At 33.6% G+C, this 26,232-nt stretch carries 14 protein-coding genes and 1 pseudogene; 3 read left to right on the top strand and 12 right to left on the bottom strand.

Translation table 11 applies throughout. The features are described from left to right. Positions 1-14: 14 nt before the first annotated feature. From E0I61_RS11440 to panB, 6 genes are all read right to left on the bottom strand, one after another. Positions 15-4,070: a PAS domain S-box protein gene (locus E0I61_RS11440; protein ID WP_132071536.1), complete on the bottom strand. Its 4,056-nt coding sequence runs from the start codon at positions 4,068-4,070 to the stop codon at positions 15-17. A gap of 150 nt (positions 4,071-4,220) precedes the next feature. After that, the gene (locus E0I61_RS11445) at positions 4,221-4,994 is read right to left on the bottom strand and encodes a hypothetical protein (RefSeq protein WP_235832117.1); all 774 of its coding nucleotides are present in this window, start codon (positions 4,992-4,994) and stop codon (positions 4,221-4,223) included. Positions 4,995-5,026: 32 nt separating this feature from the next. Continuing rightward, positions 5,027-5,248, bottom strand: a complete 222-nt coding sequence (locus E0I61_RS11450; RefSeq protein WP_235832118.1) for a nitroreductase family protein — start codon at positions 5,246-5,248, stop codon at positions 5,027-5,029. Between the two features lie 3 nt (positions 5,249-5,251). Then, the gene (locus E0I61_RS11455; RefSeq protein WP_132071538.1) at positions 5,252-6,580 is read right to left on the bottom strand and encodes an aldehyde dehydrogenase; all 1,329 of its coding nucleotides are present in this window, start codon (positions 6,578-6,580) and stop codon (positions 5,252-5,254) included. 163 nt (positions 6,581-6,743) lie between these two features. Next, complete coding sequence (locus E0I61_RS11460) at positions 6,744-7,433, bottom strand: RluA family pseudouridine synthase (RefSeq protein ID WP_165930217.1); 690 nt, start codon at positions 7,431-7,433, stop codon at positions 6,744-6,746. A gap of 76 nt (positions 7,434-7,509) precedes the next feature. Beyond that, positions 7,510-8,328 (bottom strand): 3-methyl-2-oxobutanoate hydroxymethyltransferase, encoded by an 819-nt coding sequence (panB, locus tag E0I61_RS11465; protein WP_099715002.1) that lies wholly within the window; start codon positions 8,326-8,328, stop codon positions 7,510-7,512. Positions 8,329-8,430: 102 nt separating this feature from the next. On the opposite strand from panB, the gene E0I61_RS11470 reads away from it, so the two are divergent. Next, positions 8,431-8,862: a Cif family virulence factor gene (locus E0I61_RS11470; protein ID WP_132071542.1), complete on the top strand. Its 432-nt coding sequence runs from the start codon at positions 8,431-8,433 to the stop codon at positions 8,860-8,862. A 69-nt stretch (positions 8,863-8,931) separates the two neighbouring features. On the opposite strand, the gene E0I61_RS16325 is transcribed toward E0I61_RS11470, so the two are convergent. Both E0I61_RS16325 and E0I61_RS11475 read right to left on the bottom strand, forming a co-directional pair. Continuing rightward, positions 8,932-9,102 (bottom strand): FeoB-associated Cys-rich membrane protein, encoded by a 171-nt coding sequence (locus tag E0I61_RS16325; RefSeq protein ID WP_165930218.1) that lies wholly within the window; start codon positions 9,100-9,102, stop codon positions 8,932-8,934. A 125-nt stretch (positions 9,103-9,227) separates the two neighbouring features. Continuing rightward, the gene (locus tag E0I61_RS11475; RefSeq protein WP_132071544.1) at positions 9,228-10,655 is read right to left on the bottom strand and encodes an L-serine ammonia-lyase; all 1,428 of its coding nucleotides are present in this window, start codon (positions 10,653-10,655) and stop codon (positions 9,228-9,230) included. A gap of 230 nt (positions 10,656-10,885) precedes the next feature. On the opposite strand from E0I61_RS11475, the gene E0I61_RS11480 reads away from it, so the two are divergent. Further along, positions 10,886-13,393, top strand: a complete 2,508-nt coding sequence (locus E0I61_RS11480; protein ID WP_132071546.1) for a M14 family zinc carboxypeptidase — start codon at positions 10,886-10,888, stop codon at positions 13,391-13,393. 79 nt (positions 13,394-13,472) lie between these two features. Here E0I61_RS11480 and tamL read toward each other — a convergent pair whose 3' ends face one another. The 4 genes and pseudogenes from tamL to E0I61_RS11500 all read right to left on the bottom strand — a co-directional run bounded on the left by tamL (position 13,473) and on the right by E0I61_RS11500 (position 23,252). Continuing rightward, on the bottom strand, positions 13,473-15,767 hold the full coding sequence (gene tamL / locus E0I61_RS11485) for a translocation and assembly module lipoprotein TamL (protein WP_132071548.1): 2,295 nt from the start codon (positions 15,765-15,767) through the stop codon (positions 13,473-13,475). Positions 15,768-15,861: 94 nt separating this feature from the next. Next, positions 15,862-16,324, bottom strand: a pseudogene (gene tnpA, locus E0I61_RS16620) (IS200/IS605 family transposase). 94 nt (positions 16,325-16,418) lie between these two features. Continuing rightward, on the bottom strand, positions 16,419-21,401 hold the full coding sequence (locus tag E0I61_RS11495; protein ID WP_132071550.1) for a translocation/assembly module TamB domain-containing protein: 4,983 nt from the start codon (positions 21,399-21,401) through the stop codon (positions 16,419-16,421). Between the two features lie 168 nt (positions 21,402-21,569). Then, positions 21,570-23,252, bottom strand: a complete 1,683-nt coding sequence (locus E0I61_RS11500; protein WP_131997008.1) for a Na/Pi cotransporter family protein — start codon at positions 23,250-23,252, stop codon at positions 21,570-21,572. A gap of 151 nt (positions 23,253-23,403) precedes the next feature. Here E0I61_RS11500 and E0I61_RS11505 point away from each other — a divergent pair, with 151 nt between their 5' ends. Next, a complete protein-coding gene (locus E0I61_RS11505) occupies positions 23,404-26,070 on the top strand; it encodes a bifunctional YncE family protein/alkaline phosphatase family protein (protein ID WP_132071552.1) in 2,667 nt (888 codons plus the stop codon). Positions 26,071-26,232: the final 162 nt, after the last annotated feature.

A 26,232-nucleotide genomic window follows, 5' to 3' on the forward strand; every position in this document is an offset into this window, starting at 1 on the left:
TTTTTTCGAAGATGTTAACTGGTCCATTTAGAAATTGCTTCTTCAATGATTCCTTTTATAATTGGTTTTGGAATATAATCATTCATTCCTGCTTTAAGACATTTTTCTTTTTCTTCTTTTTCGGTACCTGCAGTTATTGCAATGATAGGTACATTTTGCCCTGATTTTAAAGTTCTAATTAATTGTGTAGCTTCATACCCATTCATGATTGGCATTTGGATATCCATAAAAATAATATCAGGATTTATCGCTTCAAATTGCTCTACCGCATCTTTGCCATTTATAACTTCAAAAATAGTGGAGTTTACAGTTAAGTTTTTAATGATTGTTTTAAGCAATAGCATATTGATTTTATTGTCCTCAACAATCATTATTTTTATTTTTTTTGAGCTTATATTCGGTTTGCCTACAATCTCATTAGTAATAACAGGAATTGTAATTTGCTTTACATCTTCTGATATACCATTACTAATTTCTAAATCTAAATAAAAATAAAAGGCGCTGCCAAAATTAACCGTGCTTACTAATTGCAAATGCGAATTCATTAAGCCTAATAACTGGTTTGAAATGGTGAGGCCTAAACCGGTACCACCAAATTTTCTGGTTGTTGAGCTGTCTTCTTGAGAAAAAGCATTGAATATTTTCTTTTTGTTTTCTTCTTGTATTCCAATACCCGTATCAATAACTGTAAAAAGAAAATTGGCTCTGGAATCATCTATTTTTTCAATAATGGAAACATTTAATTTTATAGAGCCTTTTTCTGTGAATTTTACTGCATTAGATAAAAGATTAATTAATACTTGTTTTAAACGAACACCGTCTGTCCAAAAATATTTAGGAACATCCGGTGCTATATTCAGTTCTAAACTTAATTTTTTTTGATTGGATTGATATACTATTAAATCCATAATTTGATTCAATAGTTCCTTAATGTCATATTTTTCAATGTATAAATCTAGTTTTCCGGCTTCTATTTTTGAGAAATCAAGAATGTCATTTATGATATATAATAAAGAATGAGCCGATTGATTTATGGTAATCATGTATTTCTCTTGGGTTTTTCCAAGATGAGTTTTTATTAATAAATCTGTAAAACCAATAATTCCATTCAAAGGCGTTCTAATTTCATGGCTCATGTTAGCTAGAAATTCGGATTTTGCTTTGTTGGCTGCTTCGGCTAATTCCTTTTCTTGTACTACGGTCTCAGTATGTTTTCTCTCTGTAATATCAATAAAAATACCTTCTATAAATGCAATTTTCCCCTCTTTGTAAATGGCATCTCCAAATTCTTCTACCCAAACAATACGGTTGTCTTTATGTATAATTCGATAAGTTAAGTGAATGGCTCTTTTATTTTCTATTGCCTTTTTTTGTGCTGCAATTGTATTTATTTTATCCTCTGGATGAATTAAGTCAATGAACGATAATTTATCGGTAAGAAAATTTGATTTTGGGTACCCTGTTAGTTTTTCAATTTCATCATTAATGTAAATTTTAGTGTTTTTCTCATCATATTTAGATAAATAAACCGTCCCAGGAATATTATTCGCTAATAATCTAAATTTCTCTTCGCTTTCATTAATAGCGGTCTCGTTAGAAATACGCTCAATCGAAGATGCGATGTTACTGGCTAATGTTTGTAAAATATTTTCTTCATCTTCTGACCAGTATCTTTCATTTTGAGTATCATCAAATCCTAAAAAGCCATGGAACTTGTTTTTTACGAAAATTGGAAAAAGGATAATTGAAACAGAATCTACATTTTCCAATTTCTTTCTAAGAGAAGGATTTTTTATTTTTGGGATTATTGCTTTGTAAATTTTGTTGTTTAAAAGTGGAGTTAATAGTTCTTCAAAAAATACATATGGCAGATTTTGAAGCTTAGTATTGTTTTCCGTTAATCTGATACTATTGATTAACCATCTGTATTTTTGACTTATTAATCCTGTGTTTTCATTATTTTCATAGTAATATGCTCTATGAGATTTAGTTGCTTTGCCCATTATAATAAGCACATCTGAGAAAATGTCGTTAATGTCATTGCTGTTCAAAAATTTCTCGGTACAAAGTGTCATTGCAGATAAAAGTTCACTCTTATATTCTAATTTTTTTTCAGTTTCATATCGACTGTGAGAAATCATAGTCAACGATATAATATCCGAAATAGTTCTGGCGAAAATAATGTCATCATTGTCCCAATTTCTTTGCGTTTTTGCAGTTTCAAAGCTGATTGTTCCTGATAATTCACCATTAATAAAAATTGGAATATCAAGTAATGATTTGATGTCATTTTTTAAAAAATAACTTTCCGTAAATTCGGACACTTCCCACTTATTAAAAACATCAGGAGCACAGATTTGCGTTTTGTTTTTTATCGACTCAAAATAGATAGGATAATTTTTCTTTTCTAAGACATAGCCTTTAGAATATGAATTATTATCTAAGTTATATAAATTTTCACAGGTGATTGTATCTTCTGTATATTTCCAATAACTTACTCGATTGCTTTTAGAAACTTTTGAAGCAGATTCAATGATTTGCATTATACTACTGTCTAGATTCTTGTAATTACTAAAGTTTGTAGTCGATAGTTTTTTAATCGTTTTGTTATATTCTTCTAATTTTTTCTGACGAATTTTATTTTCAAATTCAATATCCTTGAATTTAGTTATATCTCTAGCAATACCAGAATATCCTACTATTTTTCCTGTCTCATTTCGATTAATGATTACTTTTTGTGAAACCCACAATTCTTCTCCATTCTTTTTTAATAAAGGAAATTCAATCGTTGGAAAGTTTTGCTCATTTTCTAACAAGCTCTGGTAAAAATCCATGATGCTATTGCAGTAATCCTTGCGTATGAATTCTAAATAATGTCTGGTTAGTATTTCTTTTTCTTTATACCCTAAAGTTTTGATAGTAAATTCGTTAATAAATATGAAATTACCGTTTTCATCTACCTCAAAAATAAGATCAATAGCATTCTGAATTAAATTTTTATATTGATTTTGTAAATGGATTTCATTGGTTACATCCTGACCAATACCTATAATTAAATCCTCAGAAAATTTTTTATCGCTCCATTGAATGTGTTTATATTCTCCATTTTTACATTTAAGTTTACGGATAAAAACCCTGTCATCTTTAAATTCAGTTTGATAATCGTCACTAAAAAACTCAGTATCTTCGGTGACTTTCCAATAGCCTAATCCCATGACTTGATCAACAGTATATCCTAAAATTGATTTTACATTTTCACTGCAAAAGACAATTCCGCCTTTTCGGTTTGTTGCAATAATCAACGAGTTTCCTTTATTTACAATTTCATTAGCAAATCTAATTTTATCTTTAATATTTAATAAAGATATGTGTCTTATGTGGTTTATAATCAATGCTATTAGAGAATAATTGAATAAAATAATATTAGATTTGAATGGCAATAACTCAAAAATAAAAAGAATACTTAAAAAAATAAAAATGAATAAGACAAAAATCCAGTATAATTTTATTGGTTTAATAATATTGTATGAAAAGAAAAAGTAGACTAAAAAAGCTACTAGAGGTATAATATCAAGAGGGAATAAAATGATATTTCGAGATATTAAGCTAAAATAGAGTATGAATATTAAAATAAATATATTTTGAATATTTCGATAGATAAATTTTATTTTTGTACTTAGAAAATACAAACACAAGATTGAAAAACCAATACTACAATTCAATATCAATAGGCTTTTTGATCTGATTTTGAAAATTTCAAAACTGATTTCAAGAAAAGGCACTAAAATTCCCAAGAATAATATATACAGTTGATATTCTTTTTGTATGGCATCCAATTCATTGTAATTTGCCGTAATATCTTTGTTCATAATAGTTTTAATTTTGAAAAAATTATAAACTAATGCAAAACCAAAACCGATCAAAAGGGGTAATAAAATCCAAAGTAAAGAAATACTGTCAAATTGGAAAGGGCTAATTAACAGAAATTGATTTAAATTCAAAAGACTTAGTATCCAAGAAAAAGTAAAATTTCGGAATGGTACTGTTAATAGGCTATAGTATAACACCATAGGTTTTTTTTAGGAGGTTTTTTAAAGCGTAGACTTGGGGTCCTATCTTTTTGAGGGTCAATATAGGAAAAAAAATTTATTAAAAACCAAAACAGATTAGTATTTCTTTCTTGGTTTTTTATTCAAAAAGTATATTTTATTTTAGATTTTTTATTCAAATTCCGGTTCACTTTCAAATCCTATAATTTCACTATAAATTGCATAATACAACGAATACATAAATGGAATAGTAAAAACGATTCCGATGCAACATCCAATTAATCCAACCAAAACAGCTATAATTCCAACAACAAATAAACCTAATATAACTATAGGCTGTTTAGAAACAATTAGAATACTGGCTTGAATAGCTTCAACAGCTTTGAGCTTTCCAAAAATAATAAGCGGAATCATTAAAATGGTAAATAAGCCTATCGTTATTGAAACAACAAATTCAAGAACTGGTATTTGTGCATAATTAATTACAGCTGATAGTATGGAGCTAACGATAGTAACCAAAAATGTTGCAATAAATAGTTCTTTAAAATAAGGAGCTTTGTAATATTCAAACATGGTCGATACATGAAATTCTTCATCTCTTTCGGCACAATATGCCATTTTTATTAATCCTGCAGAAAAGGGACTAAGCAAACACGTTATTAAAAGAGAGACTCCTGAGAATATTAACATGGAGTTTAAACTTAAATTTTCTGGTTTTAAATTTTCTGGTTTTAATTTTTCTAAAACAGTTTCGGCATCAAAAATGGAGAAGAGTACAACAATAGCAAAAATACTCATCAGTATCATAAAAACAAAAAATACTAAACCGCCATACAATGCAATTTTTTTATAATTTTCGAATGCATGGTTGAAAACATTTCCAAAATCTAAGGTGTAACCATTCTTTTTTATTTCCTCAATTCGGTCTTGTGTAGTTCTAATCATTTGGTTTTGGTATTATTTGGTTTGTTAGTTTTTTATTTTTTAAAATAGATTCTGAATCGTTCCCCGTATACTCCTTGCTCATCTTTTATTCCGCAGCCTAAAATCATGTTTATTTCTGAAGATGCCGGTAAATGTAATATTTTTTTAATTCTCAGTGAATCAAAATTTTCCATTGGACACGTATCATAATTTATAGCTGCCATGCTTATCATAAAATTATGCGCAACGAGTCCTGCGCTTACTGGTTTTTTCATTAGTTACAACCATTTTAATACTTTTTGAATGGTTTTTAATTTGTCTTTATAAGGCGCATAACGCATGGGTAAATCCAGCCAAGTTCCTTTTTTTACAATAGCTTTTTTATGAGAAAAAATATCAAAACTTAGTTTTCCATGATAAGCTCCCATTCCGGAATTTCCAACACCGCCAAAAGGCAAACGATTATTAGCCAAATGAATTACCGTATCATTAATGCAACCGCCACCAAAAGAATATTTATGCAACACTTCATCGATAAAAGATTTGTTTTGGGAAAATAAATAGAATGATAATGGTTTTTCAAAGCTTGAAATTATTTTTTCAATATCTGATTTCGATTGATAAGAAAGTATAGGAAGTATAGGACCAAAAATTTCTTCTTTCATCACTAAACTATCCATGTTTGGTTCGTCAAGTAAAGTAGGAGCAAGGTATAATGTCTCTTTATTAGATTGCCCACCAAAAAGTATTTTCTGATTTTCCAATAAACTTAATTGACGCTGCCAGTTTTTCAAATTGATAATTCTGGCATAATCTTGAGATTCTACCGGATTTGTTCCTAATGCTTTTTCAATTTCTTGAATCAGTAATTTTACGAAAGTATCTTTCATTTTATGGTGTACCAAAATATAATCAGGTGCAACACAGGTTTGTCCGGCATTTATGATTTTCCCCCACACAATGCGTCGGGCGCTTAATTCTAAATTAGCAGTCTCATCAACAATACAAGGACTTTTTCCGCCTAATTCGAGCGTAACAGGTGTTAGATTTTCGGCAGCAGCTTTCGCCACTATTTTCCCAACGGCAACACTTCCGGTGAAAAAAATATAGTCCCAACGTTGATTTAATAATTCTTGAGCGATTGTTGCATCTCCAGTTACCACAACAACATCTTTTATCGCAAAAGTTTCGCTTATAATTTTTGAAATAATATTCGAAGTATTCGGTGTAAGTTCAGATGGTTTTAAGGTTACTTTGTTTCCGGCAGCAACAGCCGCCACAAGCGGGCATAAAGCCAATTGAAAAGGATAATTCCATGGAGAAAGAATCAATACATTACCGTAAGGTTCACTATAAATATAATCTGATGAAGGAAAATTTAAAAGAGAAGCAAAAACTTTCTTTGGCTTTGCCCAAGAATCGATGTTTTTTATGGTTTCTTTTAAGTCACTAATCACATAATTTGTTTCTGTTAAAACGGCTTCAAAAGCAGGTTTTTTAAAATCATCGTACAAAGCCTTAATGATTGCTTCTTCATTTTCTATAATGTTGTGCAATAATTTTTTAAGAGACTCTTTTCGGAAAGCAATTTCTGTATGATACTTCATTGGATGATTTTAATTTAAAATTACATAATTATTATTTTAATCCAACTCTATATTCTAAAATAAAAAAAATAAAAAAAACAGGAATAATTATTCCTGTTTTATAATGTATAAGTCTGTAAAGTATTGTTTTTGTTGCATTTTTAATTGAAACATAGTAATAAGATTAGACTGCATTCCAAATCACATCATCAGGTGTTGGTGCGATGATTTCTATATTTTCTTTGGTAACAGGATGTATAAAAACTAGTTTTCGGGCATGCAAATGGATTCCTCCATCAGGATTGCTTCGGTCAAAACCATATTTTAAATCGCCTTTTATCGGTGAGCCAATAGCCGAAAGTTGTGCCCTGATTTGATGATGTCTACCCGTATGAAGATTGATTTCCAGAGCGAAATAATTGTTGAGTTCCTTGATGGTTTTATAATCTAAACTGGCTAATTTGCTGTCAGGAACTTCTTTTAAATGCGCTTTTGAAGTATTGTTTTTTTCGTTTCGTTTTAGGAAATGAACGAGTTTATCCTCGGGCTTTGACAGTCTATTTTTAACAATACACCAATACGTTTTTTGAGTTTCACGGTTGCTGAACAATTCATTCATTCTCGTTAACGCTTTACTGGTCCTGGCAAAAACGACTATTCCGGTTGTCGGTCGGTCCAAACGATGCACCACACCTAGAAATACTTCCCCAGGTTTGTTGTACTTGTCTTTGATGTATTCTTTTACTACATCCGATAATGGTTTATCACCGGTTTTATCGCCTTGCACAATATCGCCTACACGCTTGTTTACCACAATAAGGTGATTGTCTTCGTGAAGAATTTGAAGGTTATTTTTATTCGAAACTATTTTCATTTGGATTTTTAGATGGTTGGATTTCTTAGACTTTTAGACATTGAATCTAAAAGTCTAATAATCTAAGAAGTCTAATTTAATATTGTTCGCTGGAATTAGGAAAATCACTTGATTTCACATCAGCAACATATTGACCAATGGCAGTTGTCATTCCTTCGTATAAATTCATGTATCTTCTCAAGAAGCGCGGACTAAATTCATTGTTCATTCCTAACATGTCGTGAATCACCAAAACTTGTCCGTCAACACCGCCACCTGCACCAATCCCAATTACTGGAATCGAAATACTTTGGGCAACTTTTTCTGCTAAATGAGCAGGAATTTTTTCTAATACTAATCCGAAACAACCTAATCTTTCCAGCAATTTTGCATCTTCAATTAGTTTGTCAGCTTCTTCTTCTTCTTTGGCACGAACCGTGTAGGTTCCAAATTTATAAATGGATTGTGGAGTTAAACCCAAATGTCCCATAACTGGAATTCCTGCATTTAATATTTTCTTGATAGAATCTTTAATTTCTTTACCACCTTCCAGTTTTACAGCATGACCACCGCTTTCTTTCATAATTCGGATGGCAGAGCGCAAGGCTTCTTTTGGATCTGATTGGTAACTTCCAAAAGGTAAATCAACGACAACCAATGCTCTTTCGATTGCTCTCACAACAGATGACGCATGATAAATCATTTGGTCCAAAGTAATTGGCAAAGTCGTTTCATGACCAGCCATTACATTTGAAGCGGAGTCACCTACTAAGATTACATCAATTCCGGCTGTATCAACGATTTTTGCCATGGTGTAATCGTATGCGGTAAGCATCGAAATTTTCTCTCCATTGGCTTTCATCTCAATCAATGATTTTGTAGTAATCCTTTTATAATCTTTTTTTGCGACAGACATATTTGTTGTTTTAAGATTGTAAAGGTAATAAAATGTATATTTTTAACTCAAAAATGTAACAGTAATGTTATTTGTAGGACCAATTAATTAAACTAAAAAACGATGAAGAAATTTTTATTGATTGTTATATTGTTTATCTCTGCTAATTCCCATGCCCAAAATCAAGAAATTCAAAAAGTGGTAGAAACTTTTTTCGAGGCTTTTCATGCCAAAGATACTCTGAAATTACAGGCTTTTTGTGAGGATACGATGATTTTACAATCTATTGCAGAAAATGCGAAAGGCACCAAATTATCTAATGAAAAACCGGAAGCATTTTTTAAATCGATAGCTTCTATTCCTGCCGAATTAAAGTTTCAGGAAAAAATCCTGAGTTATTCTATTCAAGTAGATGGAAGCATGGCACATGCTTGGACACCTTATGAGTTTTATGTAAATGGAAAATTAAGTCACAAAGGAGTGAATGCTTTTACATTGTTCAAAAAAGATAACACGTGGAAAATCATACATCTTATTGATACCCGAAGAAAATAGTTTTGGGTTCATTTTTCATGAGAAGTGAAATAATTTCTACTGGTTTTTACAAGATTTCAAGAATACAAGTTAATAGGTTTCGTCATTCAAGTCTGACTCTTCTTCGTTTGCTTTTTTGTAATCATTGTTTAAAAAATGGGTGTACTTTTTTTTCTCCTTTTGATTTTTTCTAATAAGAAATGCGATCAAAATCACCACAAAAAAGATTACTATGCCAACTATTATCCAATTGATTTCCATTGCTTTTTATTTAAATTAAAAGGTATTGGTTAAATATAGTGTAAATATGCAAAGTATAGATTATCAGTGTTTTAATTTTAGGTTGTGAAAATAAAAAACTCACTTAAAACAAAACAACAACCCGCTTAACAATCCGCCATATTCACGGCAATGGCTAATCCACCTTCGGAAGTTTCTTTGTATTTGTTGTTCATGTCTTTGGCCGTTTGCCACATCGTGTCTACTACTTTGTCTAAAGGTACTTTTGCGTTTTTTGGGTCGGTTTCTAATGCTAATTCAGCGGCATTAATGGCTTTTATGGCCCCCATTGTATTTCGTTCAATACAGGGAATCTGAACCAAACCGCCAATAGGATCACAAGTCAATCCCAAATGATGTTCCATCGCAATTTCGGCGGCCATTAAAACCTGTTCGGGAGTTCCTCCCATCAATTCGCATAAAGCGGCAGCGGCCATCGAGGAAGAAACGCCTATTTCGGCCTGACAACCACCCATTGCTGCAGATATTGTAGAACCTTTCTTGAAAATACTGCCTATTTCTCCGGCAACCATCAGGAATTGTTTGATTTCCTTTTCTCCGGCATTGTGGTTTTCAATCACTAAATAATACATCAAAACAGCAGGGATAACGCCCGCGCTTCCATTTGTTGGAGCCGTAACTACACGACCTAAAGCAGCGTTTACTTCATTTACCGCAAGGGCAAAACAAGAAACCCATTTCAGGATTTGGCGAAATTTCACTTCGGTTAATCTAATCTGTTCCAACCAAGTTTGTGGTGAATTATAATTGGATAAACCGATTAATTTTTGGTGCATATCAAAAGCACGACGGCGCACGTTTAATCCTCCGGGAAGAATCCCTTCAGAATGACAGCCAATGTACATGCATTCGAGCATCGTTTTCCAAATGCGCATCAATTCATGATCGATAACTGCTTCGGTACGCATCGATTTTTCGTTTTCATAAACGATTTCCGATATGGATTTGTTCTCTTTTTTACAATAATCCAATAGTTCTGCCGCTTTCTCAATTGGATAAGGAAAAGCACATTTTATCTGGATTTTCTTTTTGGCATTGATGTGTTCTTCTTTGACTACAAATCCGCCACCAATAGAATAAAAGGTGGAGACGTATTGGCTGTCATCAGTCATATAGGCCGTAAAAGTCATTCCATTGGCATGAAAAGGAAGGAAGTTTTTATTGAAAACGATGTCTTTGAGGAAATAAAAAGGAATTGGTTTTTCGTTTCCTAAATTAATTTCGTTTTTGGATTCAATGGATTTGATAATTACATCAATATTTTCTACGGGAATGTACTCCGGATCTTGTCCGCTTAACCCCAGCATTACGGCTAAATCCGTGGCATGTCCTTTTCCAGTCAAGGAAAGGGAACCGTATAAATCTATTTTTACCCTGTTTACAGCATGAATTAAATTTTCGTTTCTCAATTCGCCAAGAAAGCGTTCGGCAGCTCTCCAAGGTCCAAGTGTGTGCGAACTCGAAGGTCCAACACCAATTTTTAGCATGTCAAAAACTGAGATACATTCTTCCATCTGTAGTGTAAATTTTGTTGTCTGCAAATATAATAGAATGTAGCAATGATACTAATCCAAAACAGAATAATATTGTTTTTTTAATACTGAATATTGCTATTATTCTTCAACAAATAATGAATTAATAAAAACTAAGGGTATGGTAAAATCAATATTTCATTAATCCAAAATTTAGCTTGTACAATACTTCGTAAATGGCTATTTTTGAAGCATAACTAACCCAAAACAATATGAGAAAGACCGTTTTTTCTTTTTATCTAATGCTAACTTTGGTGCTGAGTGTTCATTCGCAAGTGCAAAGTCCTTCTCAATTTTTACCCAATTACGGAAAACAAATAAGCTATTATCATCAGGCTGAAAATTATTTCAAGCATCTTACGGAAAAGTCCACTTTTATCAAACACCAGAAATACGGAGTTACTCCGGAACTAAGGGATTTGAATGTGTATTTTATTTCCAGTCCGGAGAATTTGGCTAATTTGGAACAAATTCGAAACAACAATTTAGCAGCTATTGGTTTATCTGAGAATAAATCCCAAATGATTGGCGATAAGCTAATTGTATGGTTGAGTTTTAATGTTCACGGAAATGAATTTGCCGGAACCGAAAGTGCTATGACAGTGGCTTACGAATTAGTAAATCCTTCGAATGCTGAAACTAAAAAGTGGTTAGAGAATACAATTGTAATCCTTGATCCATGCATTAATCCGGATGGATATTCCAGATACGGGAATTGGTTAAGAGAAATTTCAGGTAAAAAAACGCATCCGGAATTATCAGACAGAGAGCACATGGAAGTTTGGCCGGGTGGCAGATATAACCATTATATGTTTGATTTAAATAGGGATTGGGCTTGGCAAACGCAACCGGAAACCCAACAGCGTATTGCATTGTACAACCAATGGATGCCACAAGTACATACGGATGTACACGAAATGGGATACGATTCTCCGTACTTCTTTCCTCCATCAGCAGAGCCGTTGCACGAATATATTGAGAAATACCAGAAAGACTTTCATTACACTTTGGGTAAAAATATTTCTAAAAAATTCGATGCTCAAAATTGGATGTACAATACCGGTGAACGTTTTGATTTGTTTTATCCAAGTTATGGCGATACGTATCCTACTTACAACGGAGCTGTAGGAATGACATTGGAACAAGGCGGAATAGGAGCAGGAAGAGAAGTTGTGATGAGTAACGGTATTAATTTGACTATAAAAGACCGATTAACGCATCACGCAACAGCAGTTTTAACGGTTGTGGAATCGGCGGCATCTCAAGCGGATGTTTTGTTGAAAGGATTTAGAGGTTTTATGAATAATTCCCGAAAAACAGTTAAAGGAAATTATAAAATGTATGTGATGAAAAACAATCCGAAGTTAGTTCAAATGGCGGATTTGTTGAAAAAAAATAATGTAGCATTCAGTTATGCCGATGCCAGTCAAAAAGCGTCTGGATTCAATTACAACACCAAGTCAGAGAAAGGTTTTACGATTGAACCCAATGATTTAATTGTAAAAGTAGACCAACAAAAAGCCGTTTTTGCGCAAGTGCTTTTTGAACCAAACCAAAAACTGAATGACAGTTTATCGTACGATATTACCTCTTGGGCTTTGCCCTTGGCGTATGGAGTTGAAGGATATGCGTTGAAAAACAGTTTGTCCATCAAAACAAAAGCGTCAATTGAGACGAAGGAAAAAACGATTCCTCAAAATGTATATGCGTTTCATATTCCGTGGAATAACAGAATTTCAGCTCAGGTTTTGTCTTTGTTGCACCAAAATAATATCAAAGTGCGATCGGCTATGAAAAAAGCCGTTTTTGGTGATACAACTGTTGAGCCAGGTGGTTTGCTAGTTACCAAAACAGATAATCCTAAAGTAGTTGACTTTGAAAAAACGATTACTGAGCTCGTGAAAATAAAAACAGATTTTAATTATATCTTAACCGGTTTTTCTTCAAATTCTAAAGATGTTGGCGGTGAAAATTTTAATTTATTGAAAGCACCTAAAATTGTTTTACTCTCAGGCAAAGGAGTTGGTTCTACTGAATTTGGTTCTGTTTGGTATTATCTTGAAGAAACGGTGGGATATCCGGTAAGTGTTGTGGATGCTGATAATTTTAAAAGAATAAAATTATACAATTACAATACATTGATATTGCCTGATGGGTATTACAATTTCTCTGAAGATCAACAAAAACAAATTGGAGAATGGGTTAAAAATGGAGGAAAAGTAATTGCCATGAATAGCGCCCTTAGTTTATTTGAAGGAAAAGAAGGATATGCTTTGAGTCCTTTTGCTACGGATGAGGATAAACTTAGTTCCGAAAAAGAGGCTTCAGAAAATGAATTAAAAGAGCGTTTTTTAGATTTTCAGGAAACGGAGCGCAGGTCTATTTCCAAATCGATTCCTGGTGCTATCATTGAGAACCTTTTAAATAAAACGCATCCGATGTCTTTTGGTTTAGGAGATAAATATTTCAGTCTAAAAACGGATGACAGACATTATTCGTTATTGAAAAAAGCGACAAATGTTGTTTACGTGCCTAAAGATTATAAGAGTTATGGTTTTGTTGGTAATGAAATCAAAAAGAAATTGAATAATACGGTAAGTTTTGCGGTGGACAAAAAAGAAAATGGAGAAGTAATCTACATGATTGACAATCCGTTGTTTAGAGGTTTCTGGGAAAACGGAAATCTATTGTTCAGCAATGCATTATTCTTGGTGGACTAAATAAGAAATTAAGAATACCTTTTATAAACAAAGAGCACGATGATTTTCGTGCTCTTTTTTTATGCAGACTGTATAGTTTTTAAAAAGGGTAACCAATAGCCAAGTTGAAAATCAAATTTTCTTTTCGCCAAGTGCCACTTCCAAAATTAATTTGATCTAAAACCCAACGATCGCCATCGGGTAAATACGGTTTCCGAATAGGGAAGGCGAAATCCGTTCTAAGAATCAGAAACGAGAAATCGAAACGCAAACCGGCTCCGGCTCCAACGGCTATTTCATTCAGGAATTTTTTTGAAAATTTGGCTCCGGGTTTGTCAGGATTCTCATTCAATAACCAGATGTTTCCGGCATCTATAAACAAAGCACCTTTCACCAATCCGTAGATTTTAGCTCGGTATTCGGTATTAAATTCAAATTTTATATCACCGGATTGATCGGGTAAAAAAGCAGTGGTATTCGTTGATGCACCATCAAAACTTCCCGGACCTATAGAACGTGCTCTAAAGGCTCGTAAACTATTGGTTCCACCAATGAAAAACTGCTTTATAAATGGCATTTCAGCTGAATTTCCGTAAGCAAATCCAGCGCCTACAATAATTCGGCTTGCCAATTGTGCATCGGGACTGAACTTATAATAATGTCTAAAATCATTTTCTATTTTGACAAATTGACTGAACGGAACATCAAATAATTTAATGGTATCCCCTTTTTGAACATTCGCACCTGAAACTAATCCTGCCACGTTTCCGGCTAAGTCGATAGATCCTTTGTAATAAAAAGTATTTTTCTTTCTTTTTTGTAGTGTGTTCGTGTAGGTATAGGAATAGGTTGGTCCAAAAATCAATTGCTTTTCAATTACTTTTCCCAAGGATTCATTTGCAAGAATTTGTTCTTGGTACAAAGCAGTAACATTTTGCGGACTGGCATACGTAATCTCAGTAACATTCAATAAATGTTCTTTTCGTTCATTTTCTTTCCATAAATAACCAAATGAACCTTTGAAAGTTTGCAGGGAATATAAATTGGTTCTGTTTTGGAATTCATATCCTAATGTAGCTTTTGTTTTTGGTACAAAACCACTGGAAGGATTTAGTTCAAAAGGAGCAACAAATCTAGGCCAAACTAAATTGGCTTCGGTACCGACTCTATAAACATTAAACCCATTATTTTGTCCGGAAACTTGTATTTCAACACCTCCAAAAGCAGAGATAGTAAGCAATTCAGCGCCTCTAAAAGTATTTCGATTGCTCCAGTTTAAATTGAGTTCGGTTCCTGTATAATTAGCGGAATTCGTTTTGGCTAATACTTCCAGTCGTATTGATTTTTTGGGTAATGGTGTCAGATAATAATACGCATCCAGATAATTTCCAGTCGTATCAGAAACCCTGAATTGATTTTTTACAAATTTGAAAGTTCCAAGATTTACTAATCTATTCAAGGATAAATTATGATCGGTACGGTTGTATAAATCGTTTTTTTTGAAATATAATGCTCTGTCAAAAATACGGGGTTTGAATAAATTCTCCGGATCAATAATGGTTAGATCATTGTATTTTTTGATGGAATCCATATTGGTTTTTACACTGTCAGAACCGATCGAATAGTTTGGATAAACGATAATTTTATTGATTTTGTATGGTGTCTCTGCCAGTTTTGGAGCTTCATCTTTTACTTTCACAATAAGATCTACCTGATGATCTGCAACAGTTGTATCTACTTGTACTTTAAGATAATCGGGATTGAAATAAAAGAATCCTTTTTCTTTTAATCTGGCGTCGATGCGAACTCTTTCTTCTTTGATGGCATCAAGACTGTAGCCTTCTTCTTTTTTCAACAGACTTCTTCGTCTGGTATTGCGAACAGCAGTCGAAATTATAGATGAATCCGTGGGGAATTTTACTTCTTTAATTTTATATTGTTTTCCGGGTTTTACGATATATTCTGCGGTTGCTTTCTTACCATGTCGGGTTGAATCTGCTGCAGTTTTTGTATTGAAATAGCCACTGTTTTCGGCAAAGTTTTGCAAAACACTTTTGTTGTATTCTAAGTCCACTTGGCTGTATAAAACGGGTGCTTCGCCTACTTTAGTTCTCAACCAGTTGCGCCATCCTTTTTCTTTCTTTGGCGTCCCAGCCAAATTGTAGATATATAGTTTAGGTCTTAATCCCAAAATCGAGGAATTAGGCTTTGGTCTAAGTACATCTTTTAATGCCGTTTTTAATGCTTTTTTTTCTTTTTTAGAGGTTTCTTTTCCTTCCACGGTTACTTTAGCACCAATATACAGCAGTTCACCTTCAGGCAAAAATCTGGTATTGCTGCATGAGGAAACGAACAATCCTAAAAAAAGAAAATATAGTAAATGGCTCTTGTTCATATATTATTAGTTGTTATTATTGTTCCGTTAGGAACTAAATATTGGTAGTAAAGTGTATCAATTATTCCTATGTCCCGTAGGGTCTATACTAATTCTAAATCAATTCTTTAAAAATAAATTTCTCATCATAATCAACTTCAAATTTTTTAAGAAAATTTAAATATTCTTCTTTAAAAGTTAACTTTTTATGATGAGATTCTTGATTATCAATATAATTTATTACTTTGTTTATTTGTGATTTACTATGCGAAAAAGCGCTATAGCCTTCTTGCCATTCAAAATGCCCTTTAACTAATTTATTTTCATTAATCCACTTTGAAGAACTTTGTTTTACATCTTTCATTAAATCTGAAATGGATTGTGATGGGCCTAAGTCCAATCAAAATATGAATATAATCCGAGGCCCCATTAATAGCCAATAACTTATGATTGTTGTTATGAATAGTTCCTGTTATATATTTATAAAGAGTGTCTTTCCATTGAGAACTTATGATACCATCTCTAAATTTTACTGCAAAAACAAAATGAATATGTATTTGTGTATAAGTATTTGCCATAATGGTATAGTCCCTACGGGACATTTTAGTTTGAAATTTATATTATACCTACCAATATTTAGTACCTAAAGGCACATTTTAAACTTACTTTATTTTAATTCTTTTTCTGTTTTCGTTTTGCTTTTTTCGCTTCACTTTTGCGAAATAATTCACTGAATTTATTGTAATCCATAGTGATAATAAAAGCAATTCCGGTCTCCACAACTTCTCCTTGAAGTGCTACTTGATATTTATTTATGCGATATGCCCTTATTTTATACCTTCCATCTTTTGATAGTTGATAATCTATCGAAACATCACCGGCAATATTATTGGCGTTTTGATTGACTTGCTGCGGTCCTTCAATTCCAAAACTGCTTCCTACAGTTACTTTCAATCGGTCATTTAGTAATTTCTTTGAAATTCCTACGCTCAAATCCGTTTTGTTTTCTCGTTGACCAGTTGTATAATCATCAGAGGTATTCAAATCGAAATTGAGTTCTACACCTTCAATTAAATCACCAGCCAAATTATTAAGTTGTTGTGACAAAATTTTACTGGCACTTTCTCTTGCTAGTGACGAAACGCTTGTTCCTCCGGTTTCACTGGCAAATGGGTTTTCTCCAATAAAACGATTCAGTAGCAGTAAGGCAAAAACCTGTTTGTTTAATTCATCCGGTTGCTGACGCAGTTGCGTCAATTTAGCTTGTGTAGCATTGATAATTTCTGTTGAAACACTATTATTTCCCTCAGGCAAAATGATATCAAAAGAAATGTTTGGTTTCATTAATTCACCATTCATTTTCAATTCGGTTTCAAAAGGAATTTTTTGTTTGTAAGTATTTCTCACTTCGGCAGTGACATCTCCTAATTGATCATTTATCAAATCAATTGGGGCAGCTTCAGTTTTATAAACTGCGGTGATATTGATATCAGCAGTTGTAGGCTCACCAGTCCACAGGATATAACTTCCTTTTTTGATGTCGAATTTTCTTTTGATAGCATTAAAATTCATTTCATAACTCCCTTCAGATAATTCATATCTACCAGTCAGCGTTGTTTTTCCTGACGGATCAATACCGCCGTTCAATTGCGCTTCCCCTTTTAATTTTAGAAAATCTCCGTTGGCTTTATCAATGACAATCGATATTTCGGCATCTTTATCAATCTCAATATTTACCGAAGCATTGATTCCTTTTATTTCCATTTCACTATTCAATTCATCCATGACAATGGTCTCGACTAATTTTGGATTGTCTTGGTCAATGAATTCTACAATGCCTTCTCTATCCGCAATTGACGGATCTGATTGTGGTAAAACAATAGTGAATTTAGTGTCTTTATTAATTTTGATGTTTCCTTCTACAATAGGATTATCAAAATTACCTGTTACTTTTAAGTGATTGTCCAAGTATAATTCGCCATAATACAAATCATTGTCTTTTGCTTTAGAATTGACGGCTTTGAAATTATCAGCATCGATGGCTAAATCAAACCCAAAATTACTGAAATTGGCGCTATCAATCTTTCCGTTGATGGTTAAATCATTGTCTTTCTCATCCTTTATAATGAAATTATCAAAAAGAATAGCATTAGGTGTAAATACAATTTTATCGTTTAGTGACTTGAATTTAGCATTGAGCTGCTTCACTTTGAAACCAATTTCATTGAACTGTAATTCTCCAATTACTTTGGGCTGAGTGGTATTTCCGGTTATTTTAAAATCCCCTGTCAAAAATCCAGTGCTTTCTGTAATGTTATCCAATGTAAAGCCCTGAATACTTTTTAAGTTCAATTTATCAATATCGAGATTCATATCAAAACTGCTGTCAGTAGCCTTGTAATTTCCTTCTAAATTGACTTGATTTCCCTGACCAGTAATTACGATTACGGCATCATATTGGTTGGCAATCGCATTGTTTACTTTGATACTGATGTTTCCGATCGTATCTTTTTTGAAAGTAAAATTCTCAATATTCAAATCCGAAGTAAAAAGAGGTGAGGTACTTATATTTTTTACCAATGCATTTCCATTGATTTTACCACTCATTTGTAAATCATCTTTCTCAACGATACTGGTAATGGTTTTTATATCAAAATCTTTGAAATCAATTGCGATTGGTGCATTTGCTTCCTGAGATTGTGATTGTATAAGGATTTTACTTCCGTCTTTACTCAATTCGAAATTATCAGCATAAATCCCTTTTTTACCAAAGCGAATCAAATTGTCTTGTGTTATCTTCCAAGATTCATAGTTCAGTAACAAATTATTTGGATCAAGATTTATTTCGTTGTTTCCGTTGGTAGCTTTTAATGTTCCTGTAATTAAGTATCTTTCTTTGTCTTTTATATCTTTTAATTGCAAGGTATAATCCACAATATTATTTTGCACTTTCCCCGAAATATTGGTGTGAGGCAATTGAATTTGTTTGTTTTGAATGTCATCAACAATAAAACTGTAAACAAGTGAATTGTCTTTGGTATCCACTTTAAGGACAGCGTTTGTAATGGTGTTTTCTCCATAAATTAATTTTGGAATTGTGCCATTCATAACAATAGAATCGTTAACAGAGTTGTATCGTCCTTGTATATTAATAGGTTCAAGACTTTTCAACTCAGGAATAAGTTTTAATAGAATTGGACTGTCTTTTACGCCAATTTTAAAAACAAATTCTTGTTTCTCAACTGCTGTTTTTCTTGAGTTTGGTTTACTGTCATAATACTTTGCAATAGAATTTGATAATGCAGTCGTTATTTTTGACAACTTGTATTTTCCATTGGCGTCCACATCCAAAAACGGAGATTTTATTACTAATGTATTCTTTTCAGCGGTGGAAGTTGCCACTGCGCTAATAGAATCAATTACAAATTCTTCTTTTGCATTTACTATGGTAATGTTGCGTGCATATACCGTTCCGTTGAGGTAATCAAGATTTACTGACTGAATATCTGCATCTACAACGCCTCTTATTTTTAATGGGCCAGCGTGCAGATTTAGTTTTTCTAAATCAGCGATATCCACATTCAATTTTAATTTTCCGGTAGGATATTTGTCTTTAAAACTTCCGCTGCTCACCAAATCAAAAGTTAGATTAGGATCTTTTGCGAAAGCAGTTGCATTGAAATTTCCGTTGCGAATAGTCCCTTTTACGGCTACATTTTGGTACGTGTATTTATTATAATATGCTTTTAGAATATTTCCGTTTAAAGATGCAGTTGCTGTTTTTGGATCAAATCCAGTCCCTTTTATATTGGCTTTTAAAGTTACTTTTCCAATGGAGTCGTTTTTGATAAATTTCCCTAAATCAAAATTATTAAGTTCCGTTTGGGCATCATATTTCTCGTAGTTTTTTCTGCTTTGGTCGAATGTAGCTTTGATTTTTGCATTTCCAAAACTACTTATGATATTCATATTGGTATTGAAATTAGCAATGGTACCTTTAAAAATTCCTTTGGCGCTGAATTTTGACGGCAACTGAATCGAATTTGGAATGGTTCCTTTGGGTAAAAAACCAACAAAATCTTTCGAACCGGATTGTAAATCTTTAATATTCAAATCAAAATAGGCTTTGTTTACATCTGGCAAACCTATGATTCTGCCACTTGCCGCTACCTTCGTAGTTCCAATACCGCTGATCTCAATAGATGGAAATTCAATGTTTTTTAATTTTCCTTTTACAGTTCCATTAATCAGCAATATCGCATTGGGATTACTCATAAACGGATTCGTATTATTCAAAGTTGGAGCAAAAAGCAAAATATCTTTAATCCCCAATTTGCTTTTTTTCAAATGGGCAATAAGTCCTAATTCTCCCGGATTTTTGGCTAAAGATTCAATGGAAGGATATCCAATTCTAATTTCATCTTTCAGTTCCGTTTGAGGCGTTTTTAAATATAATTTTTTAAGAAAAGCATTCTTTTTGCCATAGAAAAATTCCGCATTAAAGGATTGAATGTTCAAACCGCTTTTGTCTTTAACGGTTAATGAATTGGCAACGCCGGAAATATTTTCGGGATTGTAATTCAGTACATCTACTTGCAGGTTTAAATTGTTAAAATTCAAATGGTTGTAATCAATCCCATTTTGAACTGCAGCTACATTATTATTATCGTATCGGAAATTTACTCGTTTGAATTCCGTTTTCTTTATTTTGATTTCCCAGTTGTTAGAGTCGTCATTTACAGTTTCTTTTTTAGGTCTGATTTTATCTAATTTATCAATAGTCAAAGCACCTTCCACACCAGTTAAATCAAGACTTTCAATAATTGCGAATTGATTGTTAAGGTCAATTTTATCAATTTTAGCGTTTAGTTTTTTCAAATAAAAATTAGTGGATAGCTTGGTTTCCTCGCTTTCATAATCGAAATCAATTTTTGCGAAATCAATTTCACCCAATTTTAATTTTAAGATGGATTCCGGTTCGTTTTTTATCGCTGCTACTTTGGTCGCATTGGATATTTGAACCAAACCTTGCTTTAATTGGAATTTTAATCCATTGATTTTAGCTTTTGGAATTTCAAAGTTCATTTCATCTAAATCGAAGGTTTTAATTTTCGTCTCAAAATGCTTTAGATTGGCATAAATATCATTTTTTGTGACGGCATCGGTATAGTTAAACTTAATACGGTCGAGCTTAATTTCTGCTACAGAAAACTGCATGGGTGGTGAATCACTCTTTTGTTTCTCTGGCGAAGCAAACGCTTTTATGATATAATCAAAATTAAAAACAGCTTTGGAATCTCTATTTAAATAGGCCGAAATTCCTACTAATTCTAAGGAGTTGATTTCGATTTTATTGTTTACCAATTGAAACAGACTGATATCGGCAGCTAACTTTTCTCCCGCAAAAAGAGTGTCTTTTTTTTGATCTTCAAAATAAACGCCTACGAGAATTACTTTTTTGGGAAATTCAATCGCCAGACTATCGACCCTCACTTTGGTTTTAATTTTTCCTTCCAGATAAGCAACCGCTTTTCCTTTGGCATAATTCTGAACGGAGGGAATTTGAATCGTCACAAACAGAATTAAGAACAACAGGATTATGGTTCCTATTATCCAAAGGAAAATTTTTAAACTTTTCTTTACATATGTTTTCAAATGAGGTGTATTTTTTGGTTAAATTTAACCAATTTAAATCAGAATTGCAATCTTGTATACAAATGGGATTACTTACAAAGATTAAAAATGGAAAACGAAATACTTTACAAAATTCAAAAATAATGTTGCAAAATTACTGGAACGAATTATAAGCAAATAAATTGTATTTTATGTTTTATATATGGGAATTTCATTAAAATTTTGAGCTTGTTTTTCATCTAATAGAATATCTTTTACCGCCATTAATATTGCTTTATTTGAAGTAAAAAGTTCTCTGTTGAAGTTTATTACGGTTGTAATGTCAATGTCTTCTATGGGTGCAAGTTGCGCCTCAGTGTAAAATGTATTGAGCGCTGTTGTGTAATTTTTTTGAATGGTATCAAATTGAGTTGTCAGTTCTTCAAAACTTGACTTTTTTTCGGTGTTCAGAAACGCATTTAATTTCATGTAAAGTTCTTCAGTTTCTTTTTTGTGATGAAGAAAAAATTGATATTTAATTTCTTTTGACGAACTGCTGAGGTTAGTAATGTTGCTTCCAATATCTTTTATACTTTTTACAGCATGCATGGAACTTCGCACGGCAGAAATCAATTGGTTCAGTTCGGAATTTTGTTCACTATTCAATTTTACTCTTAATTTCAAATGAAAAGCTTGTAATTCACCTTGCAACTGTTTTAGGAATTCATATTTTTCTTCAGTGGTTTTTGAATCAAAATTTCTTTTATCATTGATTTCCTTATAATTAATTTGTTGGTCAAGTTTGAGAGTTTGGATTTTGAATAATTCCAAATTGAAAAGCATCGAGTTATGAATGAAATATCGAGTCTCTCTTCGGAATAAATCCAACGCTGTTTCGGGTTCTGCGATTGACGCGTGACCTATAAATGCAGCGGTCGAACCATCTGTGTTTTTGAAAAAACGTTCCAAAAATGTTGTAAATAAATCCAAAACTGGAAGAAATAATACAATGGCCAACAGATTTATTAAACTCGAAAAAGTAACCAACCCAATGAGTGGATCTTTAATTTTTAGGATATCAGTTATCAGCAAAAGAATGGGTCTAAGCAATACAAAAGCAATGGCAGTAATAAAAATATTAAACAATAAATTGCCTAGTGCCACTCTTTTTTTGGAAGCATTTCCGCCAATAGCACTCAATACTATTTTAATGATGGTACCTGTTTCACCACCCAGAACGATTGCCGCCGCCATAGGAAATCCAATTGCTCCAGCGTTGAGAGCACTCAATGTAAGTGCCATAGTTACGGAACTTGATTGAACAACCAGCGTAATCAAAAAACCAATAATCAGAAAAATTAGTAGTGGTTTAGAAGCATATTGCGAAAAATCAAAATGTTGAACCTGCGCTTCCATAGCCGTTTTCATGAAAGAAAGACCGATAAACATTAAACCAAATCCCAGAAGAAAATAGGAAACATATTTTATGGTTTTCCGGTTTCCAAGGAGGATTAGCAAAAAACCTCCCAAACAAACCGCCGGATATGCAATTACTTCTATATTGGTTTTAAAACCAAGTGTTGCCACGAGCCAACTGGCAAGTGTTGTACCCAGATTTGCTCCCAAAATAATGGCCATAGCATTTTTCATGGTGAAAACTCCTGCGCCAACAAATGCCAAAACCATCAAAGAAACCATAGAACTACTCTGAAGAATACCGGTTACTATTGTTCCGCCGGCTACTGCACCAATGTTGTTTTTTGTGATACGCTGAAGAAACAGTTTGAAATTTCTCCCTGAAAGATTTTTTAAGGATTCCTCCACAAGATGCATGGCGAAAAGAAACAGCCCTACACCAGCGGAAAGTTTTAATATAGTATTGAGAGTTTCCATAGTTAAAAATAGGACTAAAGATAAGAATAAAATACCCGAACATCAAATTTGGAAGAGTTGCCTTTACTTTATATTAGATAAAAAAATCATTAAGGTTATTACTATAAATCAGAAATAGTTACTTTCGTAATGAATAATTAATAAACAGACAATGAGGTCAATTAGTGTTTTTAGTATCCTTGTTATTTTTTTGCTATCTATTGGTGTAAAGACAGAAGCTTTTTCCCAAGAAGATAAAAACAATCAATGGTTTAATTCGGCTAACCGTCATAAAGACAATAAAGCTCCCGTTAAGGATGCTTCACTGCAAAAGGGGAGTGCTGTCTTAGAGCCAACCCAAATCGATTCAACATGGAAAAAAATGCTGGTGGGCAACACGCTTTCTTCGTTTGGTTACCTTGTAAAACCAGAGGGCGTTTCAATTGAATTGGGGAAAAAGGAACGCATATTGAATTTGGTTTTGGCACAAGACAAGAAGTTTCTGGTGGTGAAATCAGATGCACATCTGTCAGTTGTTGACGCTGATAATTTCAAAGTAATAAGCCAGAATCCTTTTCCCGATAAAAATGACGGAGGTTCCATGTATGGACTTGCTTTAGATAAAGATGACGCCACGATTTATTATACGGGACAGCAAAAAAACATGTATATAGGAACCCTGAGTAAAAACGGAACTTTCGAACAAACAAAAACAATTGATTTGTCGATTGATAAAAAGTTCACTAATCCACTGGGAATTGGTCTCTGTAACAAATCCAACTTGGCCTTGGTGGCTCTGGCTATTGCCAATCAGGTGGCGGTAGTGGATTTAAAAACCGAAAAAGTACTTCGCAACATTCCCGTAGGGGTTTGCCCGTATGCTGTTGTCATAAACCATGATGAATCGACTGCTTTTATCAGCAATTTTGGTGGGCCTATTCCCGGAAAATACGATAAAACCGAAAAATCTGCCGGCTCGGATGTGGCAGTAGATAGCTATTCGATTGCTTTTAGGGGTTCCGTTTCGGTAATTGATATAAAAACCAAAAAGGTAATTGCCGAAATCAATACCCGAGTTCATCCCGAATCGATGGTTTTATCTCCCGATGGCAAACTCTTGTATGTTACCGATGCCAGCGGAGACGGAATTAGTGTGATTGATATAGAAAAACGAAAAGTTATTGAGACTATTGATACCAAACCCAATCCCAACTTGCCTTATGGGAGTTTAACCACCGCATTGGAATTTAGTTCGAACGGAAAAATATTGTTTGCCGCCAATGCAGGAAACAACGCTATTGCTTTAATCAATCCTAAAAAACCGAAAGAAGGACCTTATGGGTTTATCGCTGCGGGTGGTTTTCCGGGAGCCCTTTGTATAAAAAATGACGATTTATTTATCGGTAATGTTGTCCCGCTAAAGGGAGGTTTGCAAAAAGTAGCATTACCATCCAACAAAGCCGAACTCGAAAAATATACCCAAGAAGCCGAAAAAGGCTTTCATCTAATCGATATCATCAGAGCACAAGCCGTGGCCGAATCGGGAGTTGAGCCAAAACCGGTTCCTGCCCGCGTGGGGGAACCTTCGGTGATTAAACACGTAGTTTATATTATCAAGGAGAATAAAAAATTTGATCAGGTATTCGGAGATTTTGGAAAAGGAAATTGCGATCCCAACTTAGTTGAATTTCCAAAAATGGTGACTCCAAACATGCATGCACTGGCCAGTCAATTTGTATTATTGGATAATTATTATTGCAATGGTATCCAGTCCAATGATGGTCATCAATGGGCAGTACAAGGCATAACGACTCCTTATCGCGAAAAGGATTATGCAAGTGTGCACTGTGCCTATGATTTTGGCACGGATCCCCTTTGTTATGCAGCAAGTGGGTTTATTTGGGATCACCTTTTGCGCAAAGGAATTTCTTTTAGGAATTTTGGGGAACTCGATTATCCGGTTTTGGTTAAAGGAAAAACTTGGACTGATTTTTATAGTTCATGGGCCAATAAAACCAATACTGCAGAATTTCAATGTGTTTACAACTCTGATATGCTTCGCAAATACAGCGATTTGCGTTTCCCGGGCTGGCAGATGAATATACCGGATCAAATAAGGGCAGACGCTTTTATCACCGCCTTATCGGAATATGAAAAGCAAGGAAATTTACCGGAATTTATTGTAATCTATATGCCTAACGATCATACTAATGGGTACAGTACAGCCAATCCAACTCCTAGAGCCTATGTGGCCGATAATGATTTAGCCACGGGACGCGTGGTTGATGCGCTTTCAAAGAGTTCGTTTTGGAAAGACATGGTGGTGTTTATCAATGAAGATGACCCGCAAACCGGTACCGACCATGTTGATGGTCATCGTTCCTATTGCTTAGTGGCTGGACCCTATGTAAAACGTGATGCCTTAGTGAGCACTTTTTATAACCAGTCTTCGGTACTGCATACCATTTGCCAGATTTTTGGGGTGCAACCTATGAACCAAACGGTGGCCATGTCTCCGCTAATGACCGAATGTTTTCAAGATATTCCCAATTTTACAAATTACACCTATTTGGAATCCAACATTGCATTAAATGAGATGAATCCTGCCATGAAAGACATGAAATCTAAAACACAAGCACGATTGGCTCCCAAAACGGAAAAATTAGACTTCTCAAAACCAGATCGGATAGATAAGGACGCCTTGATGTTCAGTAAATATGTATGGTCTACTATTTATGGAGATAAACCGTTCCCTTCCCAATATTTTGGGGATCACGGAAAAGGCCTCAAACAACTGGATTTAAAAATAGACACTAGCGTTAAGGATTTGGATGATTGATTCTAAAGCATCAACAAATAGGATGATTGATTCTTTGATATGGCCTCTTCCATATTCTTCTTGATTATGAACATCTAAATAATAGATTTTTGTTTTGCCAAGTAAGCATAACCAAAAAAAGCCTGCGCTTGGCAGGCTTTATATCAAACAGAAAAACAGTAA

Origin of the sequence: Flavobacterium ranwuense (assembly GCF_004349315.1) — a bacterium.
Classification (GTDB): domain Bacteria; phylum Bacteroidota; class Bacteroidia; order Flavobacteriales; family Flavobacteriaceae; genus Flavobacterium; species Flavobacterium ranwuense.